The sequence below is a fragment of the Geobacillus genomosp. 3 genome, assembly GCF_000445995.2.
Classification (GTDB): Bacteria; Bacillota; Bacilli; order Bacillales; family Anoxybacillaceae; genus Geobacillus.
Genome location: NC_022080.4, coordinates 1,233,581 through 1,253,288, shown reverse-complemented (window position 1 = coordinate 1,253,288; position 19,708 = coordinate 1,233,581). Strand labels below are relative to the sequence as shown.

The following is a 19,708-nucleotide window of genomic DNA, read 5'->3' as shown; positions in this document are numbered from 1 at the left end:
CCTTTCGCCTCGGAATGACGCGAAAGGGGGAAGCCGTTCTTATCATCCAAAGCGAAACCGCTTTGCGGGTGTTAGCACCTTGCCGGCGGCAGGTTGCTGTGGGGTCATCAAGCCCGTTCTCTCGCCCACTCTTGATAAGACGTATGTAATTTACTTCTTATGTTACCACAAGTGGACAAAAGCGACAACGTTTTTGTTTGTTTTGTCTATTTAGGCTTCCCTGCGGCATTGCCTGCCTGATATTCAAACATAAATAAAACGGCATGTCGTTTCATTTCTTAACTGTCATTGCGTTTAAGTTTTCATTGAATATTTAGCACATAGTTTTATAAGATAATTTTATATTCCGTTCTCTCTTCAAAAGCCGCTCACTGACAGATCGAAGTGGGCTAGTGTCTGCACTGGAGTTCATTTCCACCGCCGAACAGTCAGCCGCCCTCCCGTTTTCCACCATAAAAAAACGGACACCCTTGCTGAGGGCATCCGTTTTCTCGTTGTTATTTAAACGCCATCGCCGCCTGCACCGCTTTTTTCCAACCTTCATAGAGCGCCGTCCGCTTGTCGTCCGCCATCTTCGGCTCAAAGCAGCGCTCAAGCTGCCACTGAACGGCAATATCCTCACGGCTATCCCAGTAGCCGACGGCCAGCCCTGCCAAATACGCTGCCCCAAGCGCGGTCGTTTCATTCACAACCGGCCGCTCCACGGGCACGGCCAGCAAATCGCTCTGGAACTGCATAAGAAAGTTGTTTCTCACCGCCCCACCGTCGACGCGCAACGTCGTCAGCGAGATGCCGGAATCGGCTTCCATAGCGGCAAGCACATCTTTCGTCTGATACGCGAGCGATTCCAACGTCGCGCGGATGAAATGCTCCTTCGTCGTGCCGCGCGTAAGGCCAAACACCGCGCCGCGCACATCGCTGTCCCAATACGGCGTGCCAAGCCCGACGAATGCCGGGACGACATACACCCCGTCGGTCGATTCCACTTTGTCGGCGTACGCCTCGCTGTCCGCTGCGGTTTTGATCATCCGCAAGCCGTCGCGCAACCATTGAATGGCCGAACCGGCAACGAAAATGCTGCCTTCAAGCGCATACTCGACTTTGCCGTCGATGCCCCAGGCGATCGTGGTGAGCAGCCCGTGTTTCGACTTAACCGCTTTTTCTCCGGTGTTCATGAGCATAAAGCAGCCGGTGCCGTACGTGTTTTTCGCCATTCCTTCCCGAAAGCACGCCTGCCCGAACAACGCCGCCTGTTGGTCGCCCGCCGCCCCGGCGATCGGCACCTCGACGCCGAAGAAATGGTGCGGAACGGTTTTGGCGTACACTTCCGACGATGGACGCACCTCGGGAAGCATCGCCTTCGGTACGCCTAGGATGCTAAGCAGTTCGTCATCCCACTCGAGCGTATGAATGTTAAACATCAACGTGCGCGACGCGTTCGAGTAGTCGGTCACATGGGCGCGGCCGCCGGACAGCTTCCAAATGAGCCACGTGTCGATCGTGCCAAAGAGCAGTTCGCCCCGCTCCGCCCGTTCGCGCGCTCCGTCGACATGGTCCAAAATCCATTTCACTTTCGTTCCGGAAAAGTAGGCGTCAATGAGCAATCCCGTTTTGTCGCGAAACAGCGGATCATATCCTTTCGCTTTCAACTCCTCGCAAATATCGGCCGTCTGCCGCGACTGCCAGACGATGGCGTTGTAAATCGGGTTGCCGCTCTCTTTCTCCCAGACGACCGTCGTTTCCCGCTGGTTCGTAATCCCGATCCCTGCCACTTGTTCCGGCTTCACTTGCGCTTCGGACAAGACGCCCGCAATGACGGCAAGCACCGAGCCCCAAATTTCATTGGCATTGTGCTCGACCCAGCCGGGCTGCGGGAAATATTGCGTAAACTCTTTTTGAGCGATATGGACGATTTCGCCTTTTTTGTTGAACAAAATGGCGCGCGAGCTCGTTGTGCCTTGGTCGATGGCCAAAATATATTGATCCGTCATCCCCATTCTCCTCTCCTGCTCAATTGTTTTCGTTCAATGGCTTCACTTCAAACGACACGTTCTCTGTCAGGCTGAACGGCGGTCCGCCGCAGCCGTTCCCGCCTCTTTTCCTTTCAACACACCCGCCGCCGCCAATACGGCCGCTGCAGCCATGATCACACCCCATAGCGCCGGGCTTGTCTTGCCTAAAAACAACACCTTATACACTAAGCTGCCCATTGCGCCGCCAAGCAGCGGGCCGACGATCGGCACCCAGGCGTACGACCAGTTCGACGAACCTTTGCCCGGGATCGGCAGCAAAAAATGGGCGAGCCGCGGACCGAAGTCGCGGGCCGGATTGATGGCGTATCCGGTCGTCCCGCCAAGCGACAAACCAATCGCCACAATCAAAAAACCGACGATAAACGGATTGAGGCCGTCAGCGAACTTATTGGCGCCGATTGCCAAAATCGCCAAAACAAGCACAAACGTGCCGATCATTTCACTTAACAAATTGGCGACAACATTCGGCACGGCCGGACCGGTGGCAAACACGCCGAGCTTGACGCCGGGGTCATCTGTTTCTTTCCAATGCGGCCAATAATGAAGACAGACGATGACCGCCCCAACGACCGCCCCAAGCACTTGCGCTGCAATATAGCCCGGCACGTCTTTCCATGGAAAATCACCGGCAAGCGCCAATGCGACTGTCAAAGCCGGATTGAGATGGGCGCCGCTGTATTGTCCGACGGCATACGCCGCAATCGCCACAGCCAATCCCCATCCCATCGTAATGACCAGCCAACCTGAGTTGGCTGCGTACGATTTCTTTAAGTTCACGCCGGCGCATACCCCGGCTCCGAAAATGATGAGCAGTGCCGTGCCGACGAATTCTCCTAAAAACGGTGACATTTGTTCGCTTCCTCCTTTTCATTCGCGATTTTCGCTGTCATTTCCTGCTTCAGTGGTCCTTCCGGAAGGTTGTTTGTTGGGCGAAAAAACAAAGACCCACACACTTCCCCTATTTAGAGGAATGATGTGTGGGTCTCCGTTTCTCCGCCACGAAATGATTAACTTGCCTTTAGCATACCGCAAATGTGTAAGCGTTGTCAACCTATTTTTTCGGTAAAATTTGCACATAGTCGAAGTCGAGCGTATCGACCGCATCCTCGATGTGAAGGCGGGTGATGAACCGGTACGAACGGCCGAGGCGCGACAACGGCAGCGTATCAGGGATCTTGTAGGCAAACGGGATTTCTTTTTTTTCACCCGGCCGGATCGCGAACGCTCCGGCCGCCGGGATGACGGCCACGACCGCATCGCGCTCCTTGCCGTTTTCGATCGTTTTTTGCACCAGCTCGACATCGAGCCGCTTCACCGTTTGTTCGACCGTTCCGCCATAAATATGAACGATCCCTTGAATCGTTTCCCCCTGCCGCCATAACGATTTATTTAAGATCAAGTCGACGTGTGCCGACCCGACCCCGACTCTTGACATCATTTTGCGCAACAACACTGATCGTCACCTCTTTAGTCTGTCTCCCTTGTCGTTTCAATATACGAAAAAAAGCCGCCGCCCGTTTCAGCCAAAGCCAAAAAATAAACAGACGATTGCCCGTACGGCAAAAGTCTGTCTCGGGATGAAACAGACGAACGCAGTTTTTGTTACCGCTTACATCAGAGGTTACCGCATCCGCCTGCTCTTGTCAATCCGTTACTCGTATACATTTTCATTCTCAATAATGTAATCGATCCGGATGACCGGGACATCCTGCTGCTCGACCTCCGCGACGATCAAGCCGACGCGGTCATTGTAGATGCAAAACGTATCCTGTCCTTTGCGGAATGCTGATTCTCCGTACGACAGAACCATGTGGTAAATTTTATTGTCGCTGAAATACCGGCGGCTGACCCGGTTGCCCAGTCGGACGATCACTTCTTGGCCCGCGATTTTTCCGCGGTACATCCGCTTCTCCCCCTTTTTGTCGTTCCTACTCCAATGTATGGTTTTTCTCGGTCGTTCATGACTTTTTTCTCCTTCGGCGGCCCGTTTTCCTTTCTAAGATGGCGTTTCTTAGACGAGCAACCCACTTTTTTCGGAAATTTCCTGTCTTTTGCTTGACTCGACAGCTTCCAATAGTGTATAGTAAAGTCATCACATAACAGAATATATTTCAAGCGTTCAGCACGAACACGCATCTTGGATGGCTGTGGAGTATATTTTGTTATTTGATAAAAATCTCGAGGTTAGCCAAGCTGGCTAAAGGTATTAGGAGGAATTCAGTATTATGCAACGTGGTAAAGTAAAATGGTTTAACAACGAAAAAGGTTACGGTTTTATCGAAGTGGAAGGCGGTTCGGACGTATTCGTTCACTTCACGGCAATCCAAGGTGAAGGGTTCAAAACGTTAGAAGAAGGCCAAGAAGTTTCGTTTGAAATCGTACAAGGAAACCGCGGACCGCAAGCAGCGAACGTTGTCAAATTATAAAGCTTCGTTGACATAGACGAAAGAACGGCAGCGGAACAAAAGGCATCCTGCACAAGCACGGATGCCTTTTTCATGTTCGTTTTGCATAGTTCCCGCCAGACGGCAAACAATAACAAAAAGGAGGTGTTTATATGGCCAAACGCGATGCCGACGTACATACGGGATACAACGACTTGAAGCAAGTGGAAATGTTTGTCGAGACGGCAGAAAAAATGGTTGGTCAGGCGACGATGCAGCTCGATCCGGAAATGCTTGACCATGCGGAACGAGCGGTCGAAAACGCCCGCCGCCAACTCAACCGCGCCCGGCAGGCAGCGACCGGGGTGGACGATGACTTTTTTGCCCAGTGCGAGCAAAAACTGACCCGCGCCGAGCACCAGCTTCGCGAGGCGCAACAATAACCCGGGGACAGAGCTTCGCCATGCGAAGCTCTTTTTGCTGTGCCTATCATCCGCCCGCTTGGATCGCTCTCCCCTTCGATCGGATGTAGTCGGCCTTTCACCGTCGTCCGGCATCGTGCTAAGGAGACTGACTTTGCGCTGAAAAACCGCCCCGCGGTTTCCAGCCCGCCGCTATTGGCGCGGACGCGGCGGTGCGGAAAGCAGCATCTCCCCGTACTGCCGCATTTGTTCCCCGACCGTGCATTGCTGGATGCAAAACGACTGGGCGTACGTTTTGCCGTACTCTTTCCGGAAGGTGCTTTTTAAAAAGCAGCCGTCGCAGTACGTTTCTTCCAGCTGAGCGATTTGTTCCAATATTTCTTTGCGTCGATTTCGCTTCTTTTCCATACAGCCTTACCCTTTCTCCGTCAATTCCGTTTGGCCCGTGATCAGCTGTCCGTCGAGCGCCTGGCGCGCGAGCGAATCAGCCTCCTTGTTTTGTTTGCGCGAAACGGGTTCGTACACCGGCTGGATGCCGAGCGCGCGCATTTTCTCCTCAATGCGGTCAAGCCAGGCATTATAGTCGTCCTCAAAACACGGCCAGTCGCCTGACAGCTGCTTTAAGACAACATGGGAGTCGCCGCGAAACGTCACCGGCAAATGGCGGACGCCAAGCTCCTCAAGCAGCTGCATCACAAACCAAAACGCCGCATACTCGGCTTCGTTGTTCGATTTGATCCCACCGAGCCGGCGGTTGGCACGCAACCGGTAGCGGTGGTCGTTTTGCTTATAGTACACAACCGCGCCGGCGCCGCCCTGGGCTGTTTCATGATCAAACCCGCCGTCAAAATACGCAACGACGTCATGCGGCTCGCTTTCGATTTCTTTGAGCAGCTTTTGCAGTTCTTTTTTTGACCAAGAGGTTCCGCCCCGGTCGATGATCTCAAGCGCCTTCGTCCGTCCGGTTTTTTCAAAATCGTCCGCCAACATAAGCGCCTCTTTGGCATCGGTCCAATCCGACACGAGAACGGCTTCTTGCTTTTTCGGTGTTATATATGTCCAACGGATTTGCACATCCAAACGTTGTCACCCTTCCGCATCGCGATGATCGAGGCTGGTTTTTATTTTATCATATTTTCGGCCTTGTTCATTATTTAATTATTATGCACGACAGACTCCCATATCAACCCGTTTTGTCGCAGGAGCCGGTCTTTTTTTTTTCAAAAAAGTGTGTTTCTTTCGCTGCGTTTATGGTACACTAGCGGCTAGCAGCCGATCAACGGGTGGAAAAGACCGACAAGGAGGAATCGAATTGAAGCAGCAAACCGTTGCTGACCTTAGCTTGCTGGCGGTGGCGTTCGTCTGGGGGGCGACGTTTGTCGTCGTCCAAAACGCAATCTCGTTTTTGGAGCCGCTGGCGTTTAACGCCGTCCGCTTCAGTTTGGCCGGCTTGTTACTTTTTGCATGGATCGCCATCGCTTCCCGTCCGCTGCTCGGCCAGTTATCGTGGCGGGTCGTCGGCGCCGGGGCATGGATGGGGCTTTGGCTGTTTTGCGGCTATGCGTTCCAAACGGTCGGGCTTTTGTATACAACTTCGTCGAAAGCAGGCTTTATTACCGGGCTGAGCGTCGTGCTCGTACCGCTCTTTTCCGTTTTCATTGCCAAGCAAAAACCGACCGCGAACGCAGCCGTCGGAGCGGTACTGGCCGCCTTCGGCTTGTATTGGCTGACGGGCGGAGCGGAGCTGTCATTCAACCGCGGTGACGTATTCGTCTTTTTTTGTGCCATTTCATTTGCCATGCACATTATCGTCACAGGTCGATATTCGTCGCGTTATTCAACCATGCTGCTGACGATGGTGCAAATTTTTACCGTCGCTGCACTCTGTTTTTTCTTTGCCCTTTGGCTTGAAGAGGCGTCCAATATGTGGAATGCGGCGGTGCTCCGCCGCCCACAAGTATGGGGAGCGCTCATGGTCACTTCGCTGCTGGCGACGACCGCCGCCTTTTTAATTCAGACGGCGGTGCAAAAATATACAACCCCCACCCGCGTCGCGCTCATTTTCGCAATGGAACCGGTGTTCGCCGCTTTGACTGCTTATCTGTGGGCCGGTGAGCGGTTGTCGCCGTCCGCCTGGCTCGGCGGCATCGCGATTTTGGCCGGTATGATCCTCGCTGAACTTCCAAGCACTCGCTTATGGAGAAAACGGTGGCGGGAAAAACGGAACATCTTCTCATAGCGGCGGCAGAAGCTGTCCGGCCTAAAAAGCGGGACAGCTTTGTTCTTGGCTTCAGGCATTTGCCTCCATGCTTATGCTGTAGACGCCGCATCCGCTTCGCGGCTTAAAGCGCTCGCCTGCGGCGGCAAAGCCAATGCGAAAATGCGCCAGTCGCGATCCCAAGGAGCGCTCCGCCGATGACTTCAATCGGCTGATGCCCAAGACGGGTCCGAAGCTGTTGCTGCCGTTTTTTGTACACGTCTTGTTCCGGATCGTCTTCCAGTTTTTTTACCTCCTCGGCCAGTTCATTCAGACGGAGGGCGAGTTCGCCCGCCTGCCGCCGCACTCCTTGCGCATCGTACATGACGATCAATCCAAATAACGCCGCCAAGGCAAAATCAACCGTCTTCATCCCCCGCTCCAAGGCGATAAACGTCGCCAACGACGAAACGCCGGCGGAGTGAGAGCTTGGCATTCCCCCTGTTTCGAAAAACAATCGCCAATCCCAGCGGCCTGTTTCAGCCTGCTTGATCGGAATTTTTAAAAATTGCGCCAGTGCGATCGTTGCAAGCGCCGTTTTTAATCCTTTGTTCATCGTTCTTCTCTCCTTTGCCGGCCGTGCTTTGCTTATATTTTCACCCCGATCGGCCATACTATCCGAGTGGAGGTGAAAATGATGGCGAAAAACGGCGGCCGCAACCGCGGCACGAAAGCCCCGGGCGTCAATCCGCAAGGCTTTGGCCAAGACGGGACGCTCACCCCGGATCCGAAAAGCAAGCTCGAGAACGCCGCTAAAAAGCTGAACACAAAATAAAGCAGGCTTCCGCATCGGGAAGCCTGCTTTTTGTGATTATTGTTTCACTTTCGCCAATTTTTCGCGCAGCACCATTTGCAAAATGCCGCCATGGCGATAATAGTCAATTTCCACTTCACTGTCAAAGCGGACAATGGCTTCAAATTCTTTTGTCTCGCCCGTTTCCGCGTTCGTCGCTGTCACTTTGACAAGGTCGCGCGGTTTGACGTTTTCATCAATGTGGACTTCGAACACTTCTTTGCCGGTCAAACCGAGCGTTTCGGCGTTTTCGCCTTCTTTGAACTGCAGCGGCAAGACGCCCATCAGGACGAGGTTCGAGCGGTGGATGCGCTCAAAGCTTTCGGCGATGACCGTTTTGATGCCGAGCAAGAACGTCCCTTTCGCCGCCCAGTCGCGCGAGCTGCCCATGCCGTAGTCTTTGCCGGCGACAACGACAAGCCCGGTGCCGTCTTGTTTGTATTTCATGCACGCATCGTAAATCGACATCACTTCGCCGGTCGGCCAGTACGTCGTATAGCCGCCTTCCGTGCCCGGCGCGATTTGGTTGCGGATGCGGATGTTCGCGAATGTTCCGCGCATCATCACTTCGTGGTTGCCGCGCCGCGAACCGTACGAGTTGAAATCTTTCGGCTCGACGCCTTTCGAAATCAAATATTGACCTGCCGGCGTGTTTTTGCCGATTGACCCTGCCGGCGAGATGTGGTCGGTCGTCACCGAGTCGCCAAATTTGCCGACGACGCGCAAGCCGGTGAGCGGTTCGACTTTGCGCACATCCGGCGACAAGCCTTCAAAGAACGGCGGGTTTTGGATGTATGTCGAGTTTTCATCCCATTGATAAAGCGGCTCGTCTGTCGTTTCGATCGCGTTCCAACGCGGATTGCCGTCGAACACGCGCTCATATTCTTTGCGGAACAACTCCGGATCGACCGCCCGTTTGACGACGTCTTTCACTTCTTCCATCGACGGCCAAATGTCGCGGAAATAGACGTCATGACCGTCTTTGCCTTTGCCGATCGGCTCGTTGAGCAAGTCGATATCGACCGTGCCGGCGAGCGCATAGGCAACGACGAGCGGCGGCGAGGCCAAATAGTTGCCTTTGACAAGCGGATGGATGCGGCCTTCAAAGTTCCGGTTGCCGGACAGGACGCTTGTCACAAGCAAGTCGCTTTCGGCGAGCGCCTTTTCAAGCTCCGGCGCGAGCGGACCCGAGTTGCCGATGCACGTCGTACAACCGTAGCCGACGATGTTGAAGCCGAGCTGCTGAAGATACGGAAGCAAGCCCGAGTCGCGCAAGTAGCCGGTGACGACTTTCGAACCCGGAGCGAGCGACGTTTTTACGTACTTCGGCACTTGCAAGCCTTTTTCCACCGCTTTTTTCGCCACTAAGCCAGCGGCGACGAGAACGTACGGGTTGGATGTATTGGTACAGCTCGTAATGGCCGCGATCACGACGGCGCCCGTTTTCATTTTCACTTGTTCACCGTTGAGCGTAACCGTAATTTCCCGCTCCAAGTCCGCTTCCGTCAATCCGAAGCCTTGGTTGCCTTGCGGCGCTTTCACCGCATCGCGGAACGATTGCTTCATTTTCGAAAGCGGAATCAAGTCTTGCGGCCGTTTCGGACCGGACAAGTTCGTTTCGATTTCCGACAAGTTGATTTCAACGACGTCCGTAAACGTCGGCTCTGGCGCATCCGGCGTGTAGAACAAACCGTTCGCTTTGCAATACGCCTCAACGACTTGAATATGATGTTCGTCGCGGCCGGTTAGGCGCAAGTAGTCAAGCGCTTCGGCGTCAACCGGGAAGAAGCCGCACGTCGCTCCGTATTCCGGCGCCATGTTGGCGATTGTCGCCCGGTCAGCCAGCGGCAGCGTCGCGACCCCCGGGCCGAAAAATTCGACGAATTTGCCGACGACGCCTTTTTTCCGCAGCACTTGCGTCACTTTCAAAGCCAAGTCGGTAGCCGTCGAACCGTCTGGAAGCTTGCCGGTCAAGCGGACGCCAATGACTTCCGGCACCGGGAAATACGACGGTTGGCCGAGCATGCCCGCTTCCGCTTCAATGCCGCCGACGCCCCAGCCGAGGACGCCAAGACCGTTGATCATCGTCGTATGCGAGTCCGTCCCAACAAGCGTATCCGGGAACGCTTCGTACTCGTTGTTTTCCCCTTCAACTGCATGAACGACGCTTGCCAAATACTCCAAGTTTACTTGGTGGACGATCCCGGTCGCCGGCGGAACAGCGCGGTAGTTGTCGAACGCTTTTTGCGCCCATTTCAAAAACTTGTACCGTTCAGCGTTGCGGGAGAATTCCAAGTTCATGTTGTACTCAAGCGCATCGTCCGATCCGTAGCGGTCAACTTGCACTGAGTGGTCGATGACGAGATCGACCGGGATTTCCGGGTTGATTTCGTACGGATCGCCACCCAAATCCGCCATCGCCTTGCGCATCGAAGCCAAATCGACGACGGCCGGCACGCCGGTGAAGTCTTGCAAAATGACGCGCGACGGCTTAAACGGCACATCGATGTCTTTCATGTCCGGCGTTCCCCATTTGGCCAAGTTTTCGACATGCTCTTTCGTAATGACGCGGCCGTCGACTTGGCGGAGCACCGATTCGAGCAATACTTTAATCGAGTACGGCAGGCGGCTTACCTGGCCGATTCCCGCCTCTTCAAGCGCTTGCAAACGGTAATAATTGTATTTTTTACCGTTGACTTCGAATGAAGAGCGGGCGTTGAACACATCTTGTTTCGCCATATGTATAACCCCCTTCACTTCACAATAATACTATACTATTTTTCCGTGCGAAAGTCGAAAAAATAGCACGAATTCTCCCAATCCCCATAAAGTTCGGCCCGTTTTTATCTTATTATATAACAGGACAAGTTGTAAATAATGATTTCCATCGTTTCGCCATTTTATTTCCTCGCGGCGGCAAGGAAAGAATAAGGCGGCTGTTTCGTCGCAAACTAGAAGCGGAGGTGAAAAGGAATGGGCAAACGAAAAGCGAACCATGTCATCCCTGGCATGAACGCCGCGAAAGCGCAAGGGATGGGCGCCGGCTACAATGAAGAGTTTTCCAATGAACCGCTGACCGAAGCGCAGCGGCAAAACAACAAAAAGCGAAAAAAGAATCAATGACTTGGCGGCCGTTTCGCCACCCGGGCCTGCCATAACCGCATTGCCCGCTCTCTTCTAGCTATGAGAAGCGGGAAAACGTCTGGGATCCCGCCCTGCGGCAGGCTGCCAATTCGCCATGCCCGAGCATCCGGGCGGATTGGCCGCCTTGGGCAGCGATTCGTTCATACCATTGGGAAACGGTGTTCTTGAGCGCACACATGCCCAATTGACAGCAAAAAGGGAATGTCCGCCGCCGGCATTCCCTTACTCATGTTGATTCACGTCATCCACAATCGCCTGCAAGTCGCTGCGGAATTTCTCGAGCTGCACGCGCTGTGTTTCCGAGGCGACTTCAAGCGCGTTTTCAATTTGCGCAAACGCTTCGTTCACTTCCTGCCGCAAATGGGCTAACTGATAGCCGTAATCGGCTTGATCGCGGACGAGATGGTCATGCCACTCTTTTGCCTCCATCGTCGCCTTTTGCGCTGCCTGAAACGCGTCTTGCTTCGTTTTATGATAAACCATGGCTCGTTCCTCCTTTGCGGTCATAGCCGTCGTTCACTACTTATCGTTTCAATCGGGCGGCAAATTATACGCGGAATAAGCGACAGCGGAATGCCGCATGCTAAGGGGCAAAGGGGGGACACAAGGCGATGACGAACAAAAACGACGGCAAAGATATGCGCAAAAATGCCCCGAAAGGCGACAACCCCGGGCAGCCCGAACCGCTCAGCGGGTCGAAAAAAGTAAAAAACCGCAACCATACGCGGCAAAAACATAACACAAGCCATGATATGTAAACCGCTCGGCTGAAGGGCGGCGTGTCCTCCGTTCCGTTTGCCAAGAAGGAGCGGGGAGCGCCGCTTCGTTCAACCGGCAGCAAACGCTGGAGCAACTGCTTTGATGCCATTGTGTTTACATAATTAAATTATGGTTACCTCATTGGCTGCCAAAACCCGCCCGGGTGAAACGGGCGGGTTGGCCTTTACGAATGAATATGTTCATACAAATCGACGAATTCAGCTGCCAACTCTTTGACGGCAATCGCTGTCATCAAATGGTCTTGGGCGTGCACCATCAGCAGCGTCACAGCCGTAGACTGCCCGCCGGCTTCTTGCTGCAGCAGCGACGTTTGCAGCTCGTGGGCGGCTTGCCGTTCCGCCCCAGCCTGCTCCAACAGCCGGCGCGCTTCGGCTAGTTTCCCCTGCTTGGCGGCGGCGATCGCCTTATGGCGCCATACGGCAAAAAAGAAACAGGGTCTGTCCCGACCCCGTTCACTTCGCAAAGACGTGATGCCCGATACGGGTCGTCACCGGACGCGACAGCATCCATTTGTCTTTTGTCACCTTTGGATTGTAAAAATAGAGGGAACCGCGGCGGTCGCCCGGGAAGAGAGCGACCGCTTTGTCGACCGCCGCGTAATCTTGTTTCGTCGGCTGAATGCGCGTCAATTTCCCCGTTTTCACCGGCACAAACGCATAGCCCGACTTCATCTTTTGGTAAATGACACCACGCACCGTGTTCGGAAACTCCGGATGGTGGACGCGGTTCAAAATGACAAGCGCGACCTCCACTTTGCCGGCAAACGGCTCGCTTGAACCGGTTTCCGCCTGCACGAGCTGGGCAAGCAGCTTTCGATCGGCGGCGGTGAGCGAAATCGCCTTTTTGCCGGCTGATGCCAAGGCAGGACGCTTCGCAGCCGCCGGCACTTTCAATTTCGCGCCAATGCGGATCATATCCGTTTTTAAACCGTTGAGCGATTTGAGTGAAGCCACCGTTGTATGATATTGTTTGGCGATTTTCGACAGCGTATCGCCTTTTTTCACTTGGTAGTATGTATAGGAGCCCGCCGCTTCCGCCGGCAGCGATTGCGAACCAAGCGCCAGGCTGCAAGCTATGGCCAGTACTGCAATTGTTTTCCTCATGCCCATCATCCCCCTTGCCGCCATCGTTCTTCCTGTTTCTCTTTGCTTACTAGATTAGCAGGCAAAACTAGGCGCGTCACTGTCTTTCATTTCCAGCCGGGCGGGCAGCTTGTTTCAAAACCGTTGACGCGCTAGGACGGGACAGGCATCTTTACAGTTGCGTTACAGTTGCGTTACGCACCGTAACAGAACGTTGGGCGCTCTCAAAGCTTGCCAAACCTTGCGCTTTTCGACATAATAATAGACGAAACTTGTCTAAGCCGCCCCGCTGCCGCGGGTGGCCGAACAGCAAACTATCGATTATTGGTTGGGGTGGTCATCGTGCTGACCGGATGGTTTCTTTGGTCTATTTTGGTTTGGGTTGTCTTTTTGCTTGTCATGATGTCGATCGGCGGCTTTTTTATGTTCCGCAAATTTTTGAAACGGCTGCCGAAAGAAGACGGAAAATCGGAGCTCGACTGGCAGGAGTATTATATCGAACAGACGCGCCATTTATGGGGGGAAGAAGAAAAGGCCTTGCTCGAGGAGCTCGTCCGCCCTGTGCCGGAGTTGTTTCGCGACGTGGCCCGGCAAAAAATCGCCGGCAAAATCGGCGAGCTCGCGCTCAAAGAACAGGCGCCCCGCATTACGCGCGACTTGCTCATCCGCGGGTATATTATCGCGACGCCAAAGCGCGACCATAAGTTTTTAATCCGGACGCTGCAGGCAAAAAATATTGATCTCGCCCCATATCAACATTTGTTGGAAAGCCGCTGACCGGCCTTACACTTCAGGTCGGACGCCAGCGGCTTTCGTCTGTTTGGCAACGCGCATTCCTTCGCGCAGCCAAAAGGACATTGAGCGGGAAAAAGGGAGCGGCTAATTCAAAAGGCCAGCTATCCCCCGCAAAGTACGGGATCCCGCATCACAAATCGGTTCGCTGCTTATCGTATATGGCAGTGAAAAAAGTGTCCCACCGCTGCTGAGACACGCTCCTTTCCCTTCCCCAACCGGGAATCTTTGGCTTCAACGCCGCAGATGCAGGTGGGGATCAAGTGAACACCGGCGGTTTCAATTGCGCTGCCAGTTTTTTATACGACACATACATCGCGATCCGCCATGGGACGATCATGGAAAACGCAAGCAAATAAAACATGCCGCTTAACTGGCCGTAGTCGATCGTCCTCCCTAAATATGTCTTCAAGCCGAAGCGAATGGCGATCAAACTGAGCAAAATCCAAACAAACGCCTTCGAACGTTTCAGGTAAATGTCGTTGCCACGGATTTCAAATTTCGATGTTTTAATGAGAAACAGCGAAAAAAACAGGCCGAGAACGACCGCTTCGATGAGCTCCCCGCGCGTGACGCGGAATACCGGATCGATGAACATGAGCGCTCCTGTGCTCATAAACAGCGGCGGCAAAATGATTTTTTTCGCGTTCGTCGGCTTTTCCGATGCTTTCATGCGCACAAAAAAGACGAAACAAGTCATCACAATGGCGATGAGCGATGTAAGAAGCGCCAACAAAGCCATCACCTTCTTCCAACAAAATTCATGGACAACACGATTATTATAGCAAAAACGATCGTGCTTGCCTACTGTTCCCTTCGAACGACCTCACTGCCGGCATAGAGGGAGTGCGGAACCATCTCCCTGTCAATGGAAAGAGCCGAAGCGATCTTTATACAGCCTGCGGGTTCGGCTTCCCTTGCGCCGGCGGTCGTCTATAACAGGCGGGCGACCGCTTCGAGAACGCGGTTTTCCTCAAACGGTTTGACAATAAAGTCGGCGGCGCCAGCTTCGATCGCCTCGACGACCATGCGCTGCTGCCCCAGCGCTGAACAGATGATGATTTTCGCTCCCGGGTCAGTGTCCTTGATCGCCCGCACCGCTTCGATGCCGTTCATGACCGGCATCGTAATGTCCATGATGACCAACTCCGGACGCAGCCGACGATACAGCTCGACCGCTTCTTTGCCGTTTTCCGCCTCGCCGGCTACTGTATGGCCCGCCTTTTCCAAAATGCGGGTCAGCGTCAATCGCATAAACTTCGCATCGTCAACCACTAAAACGGCAGCCACCTTCTCCACCATCCTCTCCCTACCTGTTTTTGGATTCCATCAACTACAAAGCGTCCCTCTTCGGCTAAAAGCCGGTAAATCCGCCAAACAGACTTGTTGTATAGGCGATGATCTTCGTCATCCAGTCAAAATAAAGGACAACCCCCATCGCCATCATAACATATCCGCCTGCTTTCATAATGGATGCACTACGGCGGCGAATCCATTGCAGTTTGCCGATAAAAAACGACAGAATGAAAAACGGAACGGCAAAGCCGAGCGTATACGCGAGCATATACATCATCCCTGAACCCGGATTGGCCGCGGCCAAGGCAATAACCGCCACTAAAATCGGACCCATACACGGCGTCCAACCGGCGGCGAACGCCATGCCGATGAGCGCCGAGCCAAAATAGCCCGACGGCCGCTCACGAAACGAAATGCGCCGGTCTTTCAGCAAAAACGCCGGCTTCCACAGCCCGGCGACGACAAGGCCAAGGGCGACGATCAACACCGCGCCGATTTGCCGGATCACATCTTGATAATCGGCAAACAGCCGGCCGAGAAACGAAGTACCAAAGCCGAGAGAAATAAAAATCAGCGAAAACCCTAGCAAGAAGCAAAGCGTGTGCCATAAACTGCGACGGTTGAGCATGGCGTTTTCCTCTTTCAACTCGCTGACCGACACGCCGGTAATATAAGATAAAAACGCCGGATAAAGCGGCAAGCAGCACGGGGAAATAAACGACAAAAACCCGGCGCCGAACGCTAAAAAGAGATTGAGATCATTCACTGTTGAATCAGCCCCTGCTCCGTTTTTTACTTTTATTTTAGCAAAAATCCATCCTTCCGTAACGTTTTTCTCACCGTTTCTTGGTCAATTTTTCTATTTTCCATTTTTGCGTTCATTGGTAAAATAATATAAAATACAGTACACGATACTTCATGAAAAGGACGGTTTATTCGTGCCAAAACGCAATTTGTTAACCTTAATCGAACAAAAGCGGATGGAACTTGTCGACACCGTAGCCAAAACCGGTTTAAACTCGGAAGCCGCGATGAAAGTAAGCAAAGAACTTGACACGCTGCTCAACGCCTATCAACGCGAACAAGTGCGACAACGAAAACAAAGCGCCTCCCGCTAAGGCGGGAAACGGCGCTTTTTTCTTTACGCGCGGGCATCGACAAGACCGTTTTGCAACAAGTACATTTGGTAGTACAACCCTTTTTGCGCCAACAGCTGTTGGTGTGTACCGTGCTCAACAATTTCGCCGCGGTGCAGGACAAAAATTTGGTCGGCGTCTTGAATCGTCGACAGGCGATGGGCGATCGCGATCGTCGTCCTCCCTTTTCGCATTTGCGCCAGCGCCGTTTGAATCGCCTCCTCCGTCTCGGTGTCAATATGGGCGGTCGCCTCATCGAGCACTAATATTTTCGGATTGGCAGCGATCGTGCGAGCGAACGAAAGGAGCTGGCGTTGCCCGCTCGATAACGTGGCGCCGCGCTCCGCAAGCAGATGGTCATAGCGTCCGGGCAGCTGTTCAATGAACGCATCCGCCTGTACGAGACGGGCGGCGCTCTTAATCTCTTCATCGCTTAAGCGCTCGTCATACATGCGAATATTCTCTTTCACCGTCCCATAAAACAAAAACGGATCTTGCAAGACGAGACCGAGAGCGCGGCGCAGCTCGGCGCGCGAATAGTCGCGGATCGACCGGCCGTCAAGCAAAATATCGCCACGATCAAATTCATAAAACCGCATAAGCAAGTTGATGATCGAGCTTTTGCCGCTGCCCGTATGCCCGACGAACGCCACCGTCTGCCCGGGACGGATGGTAAAAGACAGCCGCTTCAGCACGTCGCGCCTGCCATCATATGAAAAGCTGACATCGCGAAACTCAATTTCTCCACGCTCAATCGTATACGGCGCCTGTTCCGGATTGGACGGGGCCTCTTCATCATGGTCAAGGAGCGCAAAGACGCGGGAGGCGGAAACGATCGCCTGCTGATAGAGCGACAACCGCATCATCATTTGCGTCACCGGCTCGAAAAAACGTTCCAAATAGTTGACAAACGCGTACAGCACCCCGATCTCGACCGGGCTCTCAAGCGCCGAAATGCCGAAAAAGCTGAGTACGACCATGATCGACACCATATAGACAACATCGATCGCCGGCCGAAGCAGCAGCCCGTCAAGGCGAATGTTTTTCATTCCCGCTTCGTAATGCGCCTCATTTACGGCAGCAAACTCTTCGTACAGGCGGCGCTGCTGGCGGAACGCTTGAATGATGGCCATCCCTTGCAGCGATTCATTCAATTTGGCGTTCAGCTCGCTCAGCCGTTCGCGCATCTCTTGGTAAAATACCGAGCTGTAACGGCGGTATGTTTTCATAATCAATGCGATGGCCGGAAGAATGAACAGACAAAACAGCGCAAGCTGAACATTGAGTGAAAACATGACGATATAAACGCCAATGACAAGCAGACCGTTTTGCACAAACACCGCTAAAACGCTAATAAACATATCTTTGATCGCTTCCGTGTCATTTGTCACCCGCGAGACGATGCTGCCGCCCGGCGTCCGGTCAAAGTAGCTCATCCCAAGTCGATGCACTTTGGAAAAGACGTCCATCCGCAACGCTTGGATAATATATAAAGCAAGCCGCTGAAACCCAATCAGCTGAAAATACCAAATGACGGTTTTCCCGACGAGCACGCCGATATAGGCGGCTGCCAGCGCCGTCACCGGACCCGGTGCGAGGCGGTTCGGCATCAAATAATCATCGATAAACACTTTCACGAGATACGGGCCGGCCAGCTCCCCGGCGGTCGCCAATAGAAGGAGCGCAAAGGCGAGCGCAGCTTCTTTTTTGTATCGCCCCATATAAGCGAGCAGCCGCCACAAAACGCGCCGCTGCTCTTTGACCGTCAAGACTTGTTCGTTCATACGCTCCCTCCTATCCGTTGTCATTCCACAAGCGCCTCAAGCTGTTGACGCCGATACATCTCGCGATACCAGCCGTCTTCAGCCATCAAGTCTTCATGCGTCCCCGCTTGTATGACGCGGCCGCCATCGAGGACGAGAATCCAATCGGCATGCTCGACCGCGCTTAAACGATGGGCGGCAATGATCGTCGTTTTCCCGCGTCGTTCCTGCTTCAATGCCGTTAAAATCCGCTCTTCTGTTTTCGCATCGACCGCCGACAATGCATCGTCTAAAATGAGCAGCTCCGGGTCCATCAGAAGCGCCCGGGCGATCGACAGCCGCTGTTTTTGACCGCCGGACAGCGAAACGCCGCGCTCACCGATGACCGTCTCATACCCGTCCGGAAAATGGAGAATGTCATCATGAATATAAGCCAACTGCGCCGCTTCGACAATTTCCTCCTCGCCTGCCTCCGGTTTAGCAAACGCAATATTGTCGCGAACAGAAGCGGAAAAAAGAAAATGGTCTTGCGGCACATAGCCAATGGCCGCCCGCAGCGCCGACAACGTATAGCGGCGGATGTCATGGCCGTCGAACCGAATGTCACCGTCATAGTTGTCAAACTCGCGCAACAACAGACGCAACAGCGTCGTTTTCCCGGCCCCGGTTTTGCCGACGACGCCAAGCGTCGCTCCGCGCTCAAGCCGGAAGCGGACGTCGGCAAGCGCCGGTTTCATCTCTCCCGGATAGGCGAACCGGCGGATGTCGTATTCGATGTTCCCCTGCGGCGGAACGGCCAACGCCCCCGGCATTTCTTTGATCTCATCGTCTTCGGCCAACAGCGCCCGCACCCGGTCGTACGAGGCGCGCCCGCGCTCGACGATATTAAACAGCCAGCCGAAGGCCAGCATCGGCCAAATCAGCAGGCCGAGGTATGTCGTAAACGACACGAGCTCGCCGATCGTCAACTCGCCGGCCATGACCATCTGACTGCCGAACGCGACAGCAAGAAAAAACGACAGCCCGACAAGCAGCCCGATCGTCGGATCAAAGAGCGCATCAACTTTGGCGACCGCGACATTTTTCGCCACCACATCTTCCGATTGGCGGCGGAACGCTTCCACATCTTTTTCTTCGTAGCCGAACGCTTTTATAACGCGAATGCCGCTCATGCTTTCTTGCACTTTATCATTCAGCGACGAAAACGCTTCTTGTGCGGTTAAAAACCGCTGATGAAGCATCGTTCCGTAGCGGCTTGTCGCCCATGCCATAATCGGCAGCGGCAGCAGGCTGATCAACGTCAGCTTCCAACTGATCGATATGGCCATCGTCGCCAGGACAAAACCGCCAAGCGTCACCGAGTCGACGAGCGTTAAAATGCCGCTTCCCGCCGTTTGTTGGATGGCTTGCAAATCGTTTGTCGCATGAGCCATTAAATCACCGATCCGCTTCCGCTGGTAAAATGACGGCGCCATTTTCGTAAAGTGGCTGTACAGCTCGTTGCGCAGCTGGCGGGCGAGCTTGACAGATGAGCCGAAAATGCAAATGCGCCAGGCGTAGCGGAGCATATAGAGCGCCCCTGCGATGGCAGCGAGAACAGCCACCCAACGAACGAGCACTTCTTTCGTCATCGTGCCGTTTTTCATATAGTCGACTAGAAGGCCGATCACTTTCGGCGGGATCGTTTCTAAAAAGGCAACGATCACGAGCAATAGAACGCCGGTGATGTACGCCTTTTTCTCTTGGCGAAAAAACCAAAACAAATCGCGGAACACGCTCACGCGACCCGCCCCCTTTCATTTGGCTAACGAACAACCGCCATATTA

General features: G+C 53.8%; 24 protein-coding genes and 1 riboswitch. Of the genes, 8 read left to right on the top strand and 16 right to left on the bottom strand.

Going from position 1 to position 19,708, the window contains the following annotated elements; all coding sequences use genetic code 11:
- Window positions 1–36: 36 nt before the first annotated feature.
- Window positions 37–141: riboswitch (SAM riboswitch) on the bottom strand.
- A 356-nt stretch (window positions 142–497) separates the two neighbouring features.
- The 4 genes from glpK to M493_RS06385 all read right to left on the bottom strand — a co-directional run bounded on the left by glpK (window position 498) and on the right by M493_RS06385 (window position 3,936).
- Window positions 498–1,991, bottom strand: coding sequence for a glycerol kinase GlpK (glpK, locus tag M493_RS06400; protein ID WP_020959484.1), 1,494 nt, complete (start codon window positions 1,989–1,991; stop codon window positions 498–500).
- Between the two features lie 66 nt (window positions 1,992–2,057).
- Entirely contained in the window at window positions 2,058–2,882 is an 825-nt protein-coding gene (locus M493_RS06395; protein WP_020959483.1) for an MIP/aquaporin family protein, read from the bottom strand.
- Between the two features lie 202 nt (window positions 2,883–3,084).
- A complete protein-coding gene (locus M493_RS06390) occupies window positions 3,085–3,486 on the bottom strand; it encodes a sporulation protein (RefSeq protein WP_020959481.1) in 402 nt (133 codons plus the stop codon).
- Between the two features lie 198 nt (window positions 3,487–3,684).
- Window positions 3,685–3,936: a hypothetical protein gene (locus M493_RS06385; protein WP_020959480.1), complete on the bottom strand. Its 252-nt coding sequence runs from the start codon at window positions 3,934–3,936 to the stop codon at window positions 3,685–3,687.
- 322 nt (window positions 3,937–4,258) lie between these two features.
- Here M493_RS06385 and cspD point away from each other — a divergent pair, with 322 nt between their 5' ends.
- The gene (gene cspD, locus M493_RS06380) at window positions 4,259–4,459 is read left to right on the top strand and encodes a cold-shock protein CspD (RefSeq protein ID WP_003251474.1); all 201 of its coding nucleotides are present in this window, start codon (window positions 4,259–4,261) and stop codon (window positions 4,457–4,459) included.
- A 131-nt stretch (window positions 4,460–4,590) separates the two neighbouring features.
- A complete protein-coding gene (locus M493_RS06375) occupies window positions 4,591–4,860 on the top strand; it encodes a DUF2564 family protein (protein WP_020959479.1) in 270 nt (89 codons plus the stop codon).
- A 171-nt stretch (window positions 4,861–5,031) separates the two neighbouring features.
- Here M493_RS06375 and M493_RS06370 read toward each other — a convergent pair whose 3' ends face one another.
- Both M493_RS06370 and M493_RS06365 read right to left on the bottom strand, forming a co-directional pair.
- The gene (locus M493_RS06370; RefSeq protein WP_020959478.1) at window positions 5,032–5,247 is read right to left on the bottom strand and encodes a zinc-finger domain-containing protein; all 216 of its coding nucleotides are present in this window, start codon (window positions 5,245–5,247) and stop codon (window positions 5,032–5,034) included.
- A gap of 6 nt (window positions 5,248–5,253) precedes the next feature.
- Complete coding sequence (locus M493_RS06365) at window positions 5,254–5,919, bottom strand: ribonuclease H family protein (RefSeq protein ID WP_020959477.1); 666 nt, start codon at window positions 5,917–5,919, stop codon at window positions 5,254–5,256.
- 232 nt (window positions 5,920–6,151) lie between these two features.
- On the opposite strand from M493_RS06365, the gene M493_RS06360 reads away from it, so the two are divergent.
- On the top strand, window positions 6,152–7,078 hold the full coding sequence (locus M493_RS06360) for a DMT family transporter (protein WP_020959476.1): 927 nt from the start codon (window positions 6,152–6,154) through the stop codon (window positions 7,076–7,078).
- 103 nt (window positions 7,079–7,181) lie between these two features.
- On the opposite strand, the gene M493_RS06355 is transcribed toward M493_RS06360, so the two are convergent.
- On the bottom strand, window positions 7,182–7,652 hold the full coding sequence (locus M493_RS06355) for a divergent PAP2 family protein (RefSeq protein WP_020959475.1): 471 nt from the start codon (window positions 7,650–7,652) through the stop codon (window positions 7,182–7,184).
- Between the two features lie 81 nt (window positions 7,653–7,733).
- On the opposite strand from M493_RS06355, the gene sspL reads away from it, so the two are divergent.
- Window positions 7,734–7,871 (top strand): small, acid-soluble spore protein L, encoded by a 138-nt coding sequence (gene sspL / locus M493_RS06350; protein WP_020959474.1) that lies wholly within the window; start codon window positions 7,734–7,736, stop codon window positions 7,869–7,871.
- 36 nt (window positions 7,872–7,907) lie between these two features.
- Here sspL and acnA read toward each other — a convergent pair whose 3' ends face one another.
- A complete protein-coding gene (acnA, locus tag M493_RS06345; RefSeq protein ID WP_020959473.1) occupies window positions 7,908–10,628 on the bottom strand; it encodes an aconitate hydratase AcnA in 2,721 nt (906 codons plus the stop codon).
- 234 nt (window positions 10,629–10,862) lie between these two features.
- Here acnA and sspO point away from each other — a divergent pair, with 234 nt between their 5' ends.
- Window positions 10,863–11,012 (top strand): small acid-soluble spore protein O, encoded by a 150-nt coding sequence (sspO, locus tag M493_RS06340; protein ID WP_020959472.1) that lies wholly within the window; start codon window positions 10,863–10,865, stop codon window positions 11,010–11,012.
- A gap of 243 nt (window positions 11,013–11,255) precedes the next feature.
- Here sspO and M493_RS06335 read toward each other — a convergent pair whose 3' ends face one another.
- Complete coding sequence (locus M493_RS06335) at window positions 11,256–11,516, bottom strand: hypothetical protein (RefSeq protein WP_020959471.1); 261 nt, start codon at window positions 11,514–11,516, stop codon at window positions 11,256–11,258.
- A 128-nt stretch (window positions 11,517–11,644) separates the two neighbouring features.
- On the opposite strand from M493_RS06335, the gene M493_RS06330 reads away from it, so the two are divergent.
- On the top strand, window positions 11,645–11,791 hold the full coding sequence (locus M493_RS06330) for a small acid-soluble spore protein P (RefSeq protein WP_020959470.1): 147 nt from the start codon (window positions 11,645–11,647) through the stop codon (window positions 11,789–11,791).
- A 185-nt stretch (window positions 11,792–11,976) separates the two neighbouring features.
- Here the strand turns inward: M493_RS06330 and M493_RS06325 are convergent, their stop codons facing one another.
- Together M493_RS06325 and M493_RS06320 are read right to left on the bottom strand one after the other, a co-directional pair.
- Complete coding sequence (locus M493_RS06325; RefSeq protein WP_051391557.1) at window positions 11,977–12,276, bottom strand: PTS lactose/cellobiose transporter subunit IIA; 300 nt, start codon at window positions 12,274–12,276, stop codon at window positions 11,977–11,979.
- Entirely contained in the window at window positions 12,266–12,916 is a 651-nt protein-coding gene (locus M493_RS06320; RefSeq protein WP_020959468.1) for a cell wall hydrolase, read from the bottom strand. Before M493_RS06320 ends, M493_RS06325 begins: the two co-directional genes overlap by 11 nt.
- A gap of 321 nt (window positions 12,917–13,237) precedes the next feature.
- Here M493_RS06320 and M493_RS06315 point away from each other — a divergent pair, with 321 nt between their 5' ends.
- Entirely contained in the window at window positions 13,238–13,672 is a 435-nt protein-coding gene (locus M493_RS06315) for a DUF2621 domain-containing protein (RefSeq protein ID WP_020959467.1), read from the top strand.
- 274 nt (window positions 13,673–13,946) lie between these two features.
- Here M493_RS06315 and M493_RS06310 read toward each other — a convergent pair whose 3' ends face one another.
- The 3 genes from M493_RS06310 to M493_RS06300 form a co-directional block, all read right to left on the bottom strand.
- Window positions 13,947–14,429, bottom strand: coding sequence for a CcdC protein domain-containing protein (locus M493_RS06310; protein WP_020959466.1), 483 nt, complete (start codon window positions 14,427–14,429; stop codon window positions 13,947–13,949).
- Window positions 14,430–14,620: 191 nt separating this feature from the next.
- The gene (locus tag M493_RS06305) at window positions 14,621–14,977 is read right to left on the bottom strand and encodes a response regulator (protein ID WP_041267881.1); all 357 of its coding nucleotides are present in this window, start codon (window positions 14,975–14,977) and stop codon (window positions 14,621–14,623) included.
- Between the two features lie 64 nt (window positions 14,978–15,041).
- Window positions 15,042–15,749: a cytochrome c biogenesis protein CcdA gene (locus M493_RS06300; protein WP_020959464.1), complete on the bottom strand. Its 708-nt coding sequence runs from the start codon at window positions 15,747–15,749 to the stop codon at window positions 15,042–15,044.
- A 172-nt stretch (window positions 15,750–15,921) separates the two neighbouring features.
- Between M493_RS06300 and M493_RS06295 the strand changes: the two genes are divergently transcribed.
- A complete protein-coding gene (locus M493_RS06295) occupies window positions 15,922–16,101 on the top strand; it encodes an aspartyl-phosphate phosphatase Spo0E family protein (protein ID WP_020959463.1) in 180 nt (59 codons plus the stop codon).
- A 23-nt stretch (window positions 16,102–16,124) separates the two neighbouring features.
- Here the strand turns inward: M493_RS06295 and M493_RS06290 are convergent, their stop codons facing one another.
- Both M493_RS06290 and M493_RS06285 read right to left on the bottom strand, forming a co-directional pair.
- A complete protein-coding gene (locus tag M493_RS06290) occupies window positions 16,125–17,903 on the bottom strand; it encodes an ABC transporter ATP-binding protein (RefSeq protein ID WP_020959462.1) in 1,779 nt (592 codons plus the stop codon).
- Between the two features lie 20 nt (window positions 17,904–17,923).
- The gene (locus tag M493_RS06285) at window positions 17,924–19,663 is read right to left on the bottom strand and encodes an ABC transporter transmembrane domain-containing protein (RefSeq protein WP_020959461.1); all 1,740 of its coding nucleotides are present in this window, start codon (window positions 19,661–19,663) and stop codon (window positions 17,924–17,926) included.
- Window positions 19,664–19,708: the final 45 nt, after the last annotated feature.

Excerpts from the sequence above, each read along its gene's own strand:
- M493_RS06385 (WP_020959480.1), bottom strand. The coding sequence starts at position 3,936 with ATGTACCGCGGAAAAATCGCGGGCCAAGAAGTGATCGTCCGACTGGGC.
- M493_RS06370 (WP_020959478.1), bottom strand. The coding sequence starts at position 5,247 with ATGGAAAAGAAGCGAAATCGACGCAAAGAAATATTGGAACAAATCGCT.
- M493_RS06320 (WP_020959468.1), bottom strand. The coding sequence starts at position 12,916 with ATGAGGAAAACAATTGCAGTACTGGCCATAGCTTGCAGCCTGGCGCTT.
- sspO (WP_020959472.1), top strand. The coding sequence starts at position 10,863 with ATGGGCAAACGAAAAGCGAACCATGTCATCCCTGGCATGAACGCCGCG.
- sspL (WP_020959474.1), top strand. The coding sequence starts at position 7,734 with ATGGCGAAAAACGGCGGCCGCAACCGCGGCACGAAAGCCCCGGGCGTC.
- M493_RS06310 (WP_020959466.1), bottom strand. The coding sequence starts at position 14,429 with ATGGCTTTGTTGGCGCTTCTTACATCGCTCATCGCCATTGTGATGACT.
- M493_RS06335 (WP_020959471.1), bottom strand. The coding sequence starts at position 11,516 with ATGGTTTATCATAAAACGAAGCAAGACGCGTTTCAGGCAGCGCAAAAG.
- M493_RS06290 (WP_020959462.1), bottom strand. The coding sequence starts at position 17,903 with ATGAACGAACAAGTCTTGACGGTCAAAGAGCAGCGGCGCGTTTTGTGG.
- cspD (WP_003251474.1), top strand. The coding sequence starts at position 4,259 with ATGCAACGTGGTAAAGTAAAATGGTTTAACAACGAAAAAGGTTACGGT.
- M493_RS06330 (WP_020959470.1), top strand. The coding sequence starts at position 11,645 with ATGACGAACAAAAACGACGGCAAAGATATGCGCAAAAATGCCCCGAAA.
- M493_RS06395 (WP_020959483.1), bottom strand. The coding sequence starts at position 2,882 with ATGTCACCGTTTTTAGGAGAATTCGTCGGCACGGCACTGCTCATCATT.
- acnA (WP_020959473.1), bottom strand. The coding sequence starts at position 10,628 with ATGGCGAAACAAGATGTGTTCAACGCCCGCTCTTCATTCGAAGTCAAC.
- M493_RS06355 (WP_020959475.1), bottom strand. The coding sequence starts at position 7,652 with ATGAACAAAGGATTAAAAACGGCGCTTGCAACGATCGCACTGGCGCAA.
- M493_RS06375 (WP_020959479.1), top strand. The coding sequence starts at position 4,591 with ATGGCCAAACGCGATGCCGACGTACATACGGGATACAACGACTTGAAG.
- glpK (WP_020959484.1), bottom strand. The coding sequence starts at position 1,991 with ATGACGGATCAATATATTTTGGCCATCGACCAAGGCACAACGAGCTCG.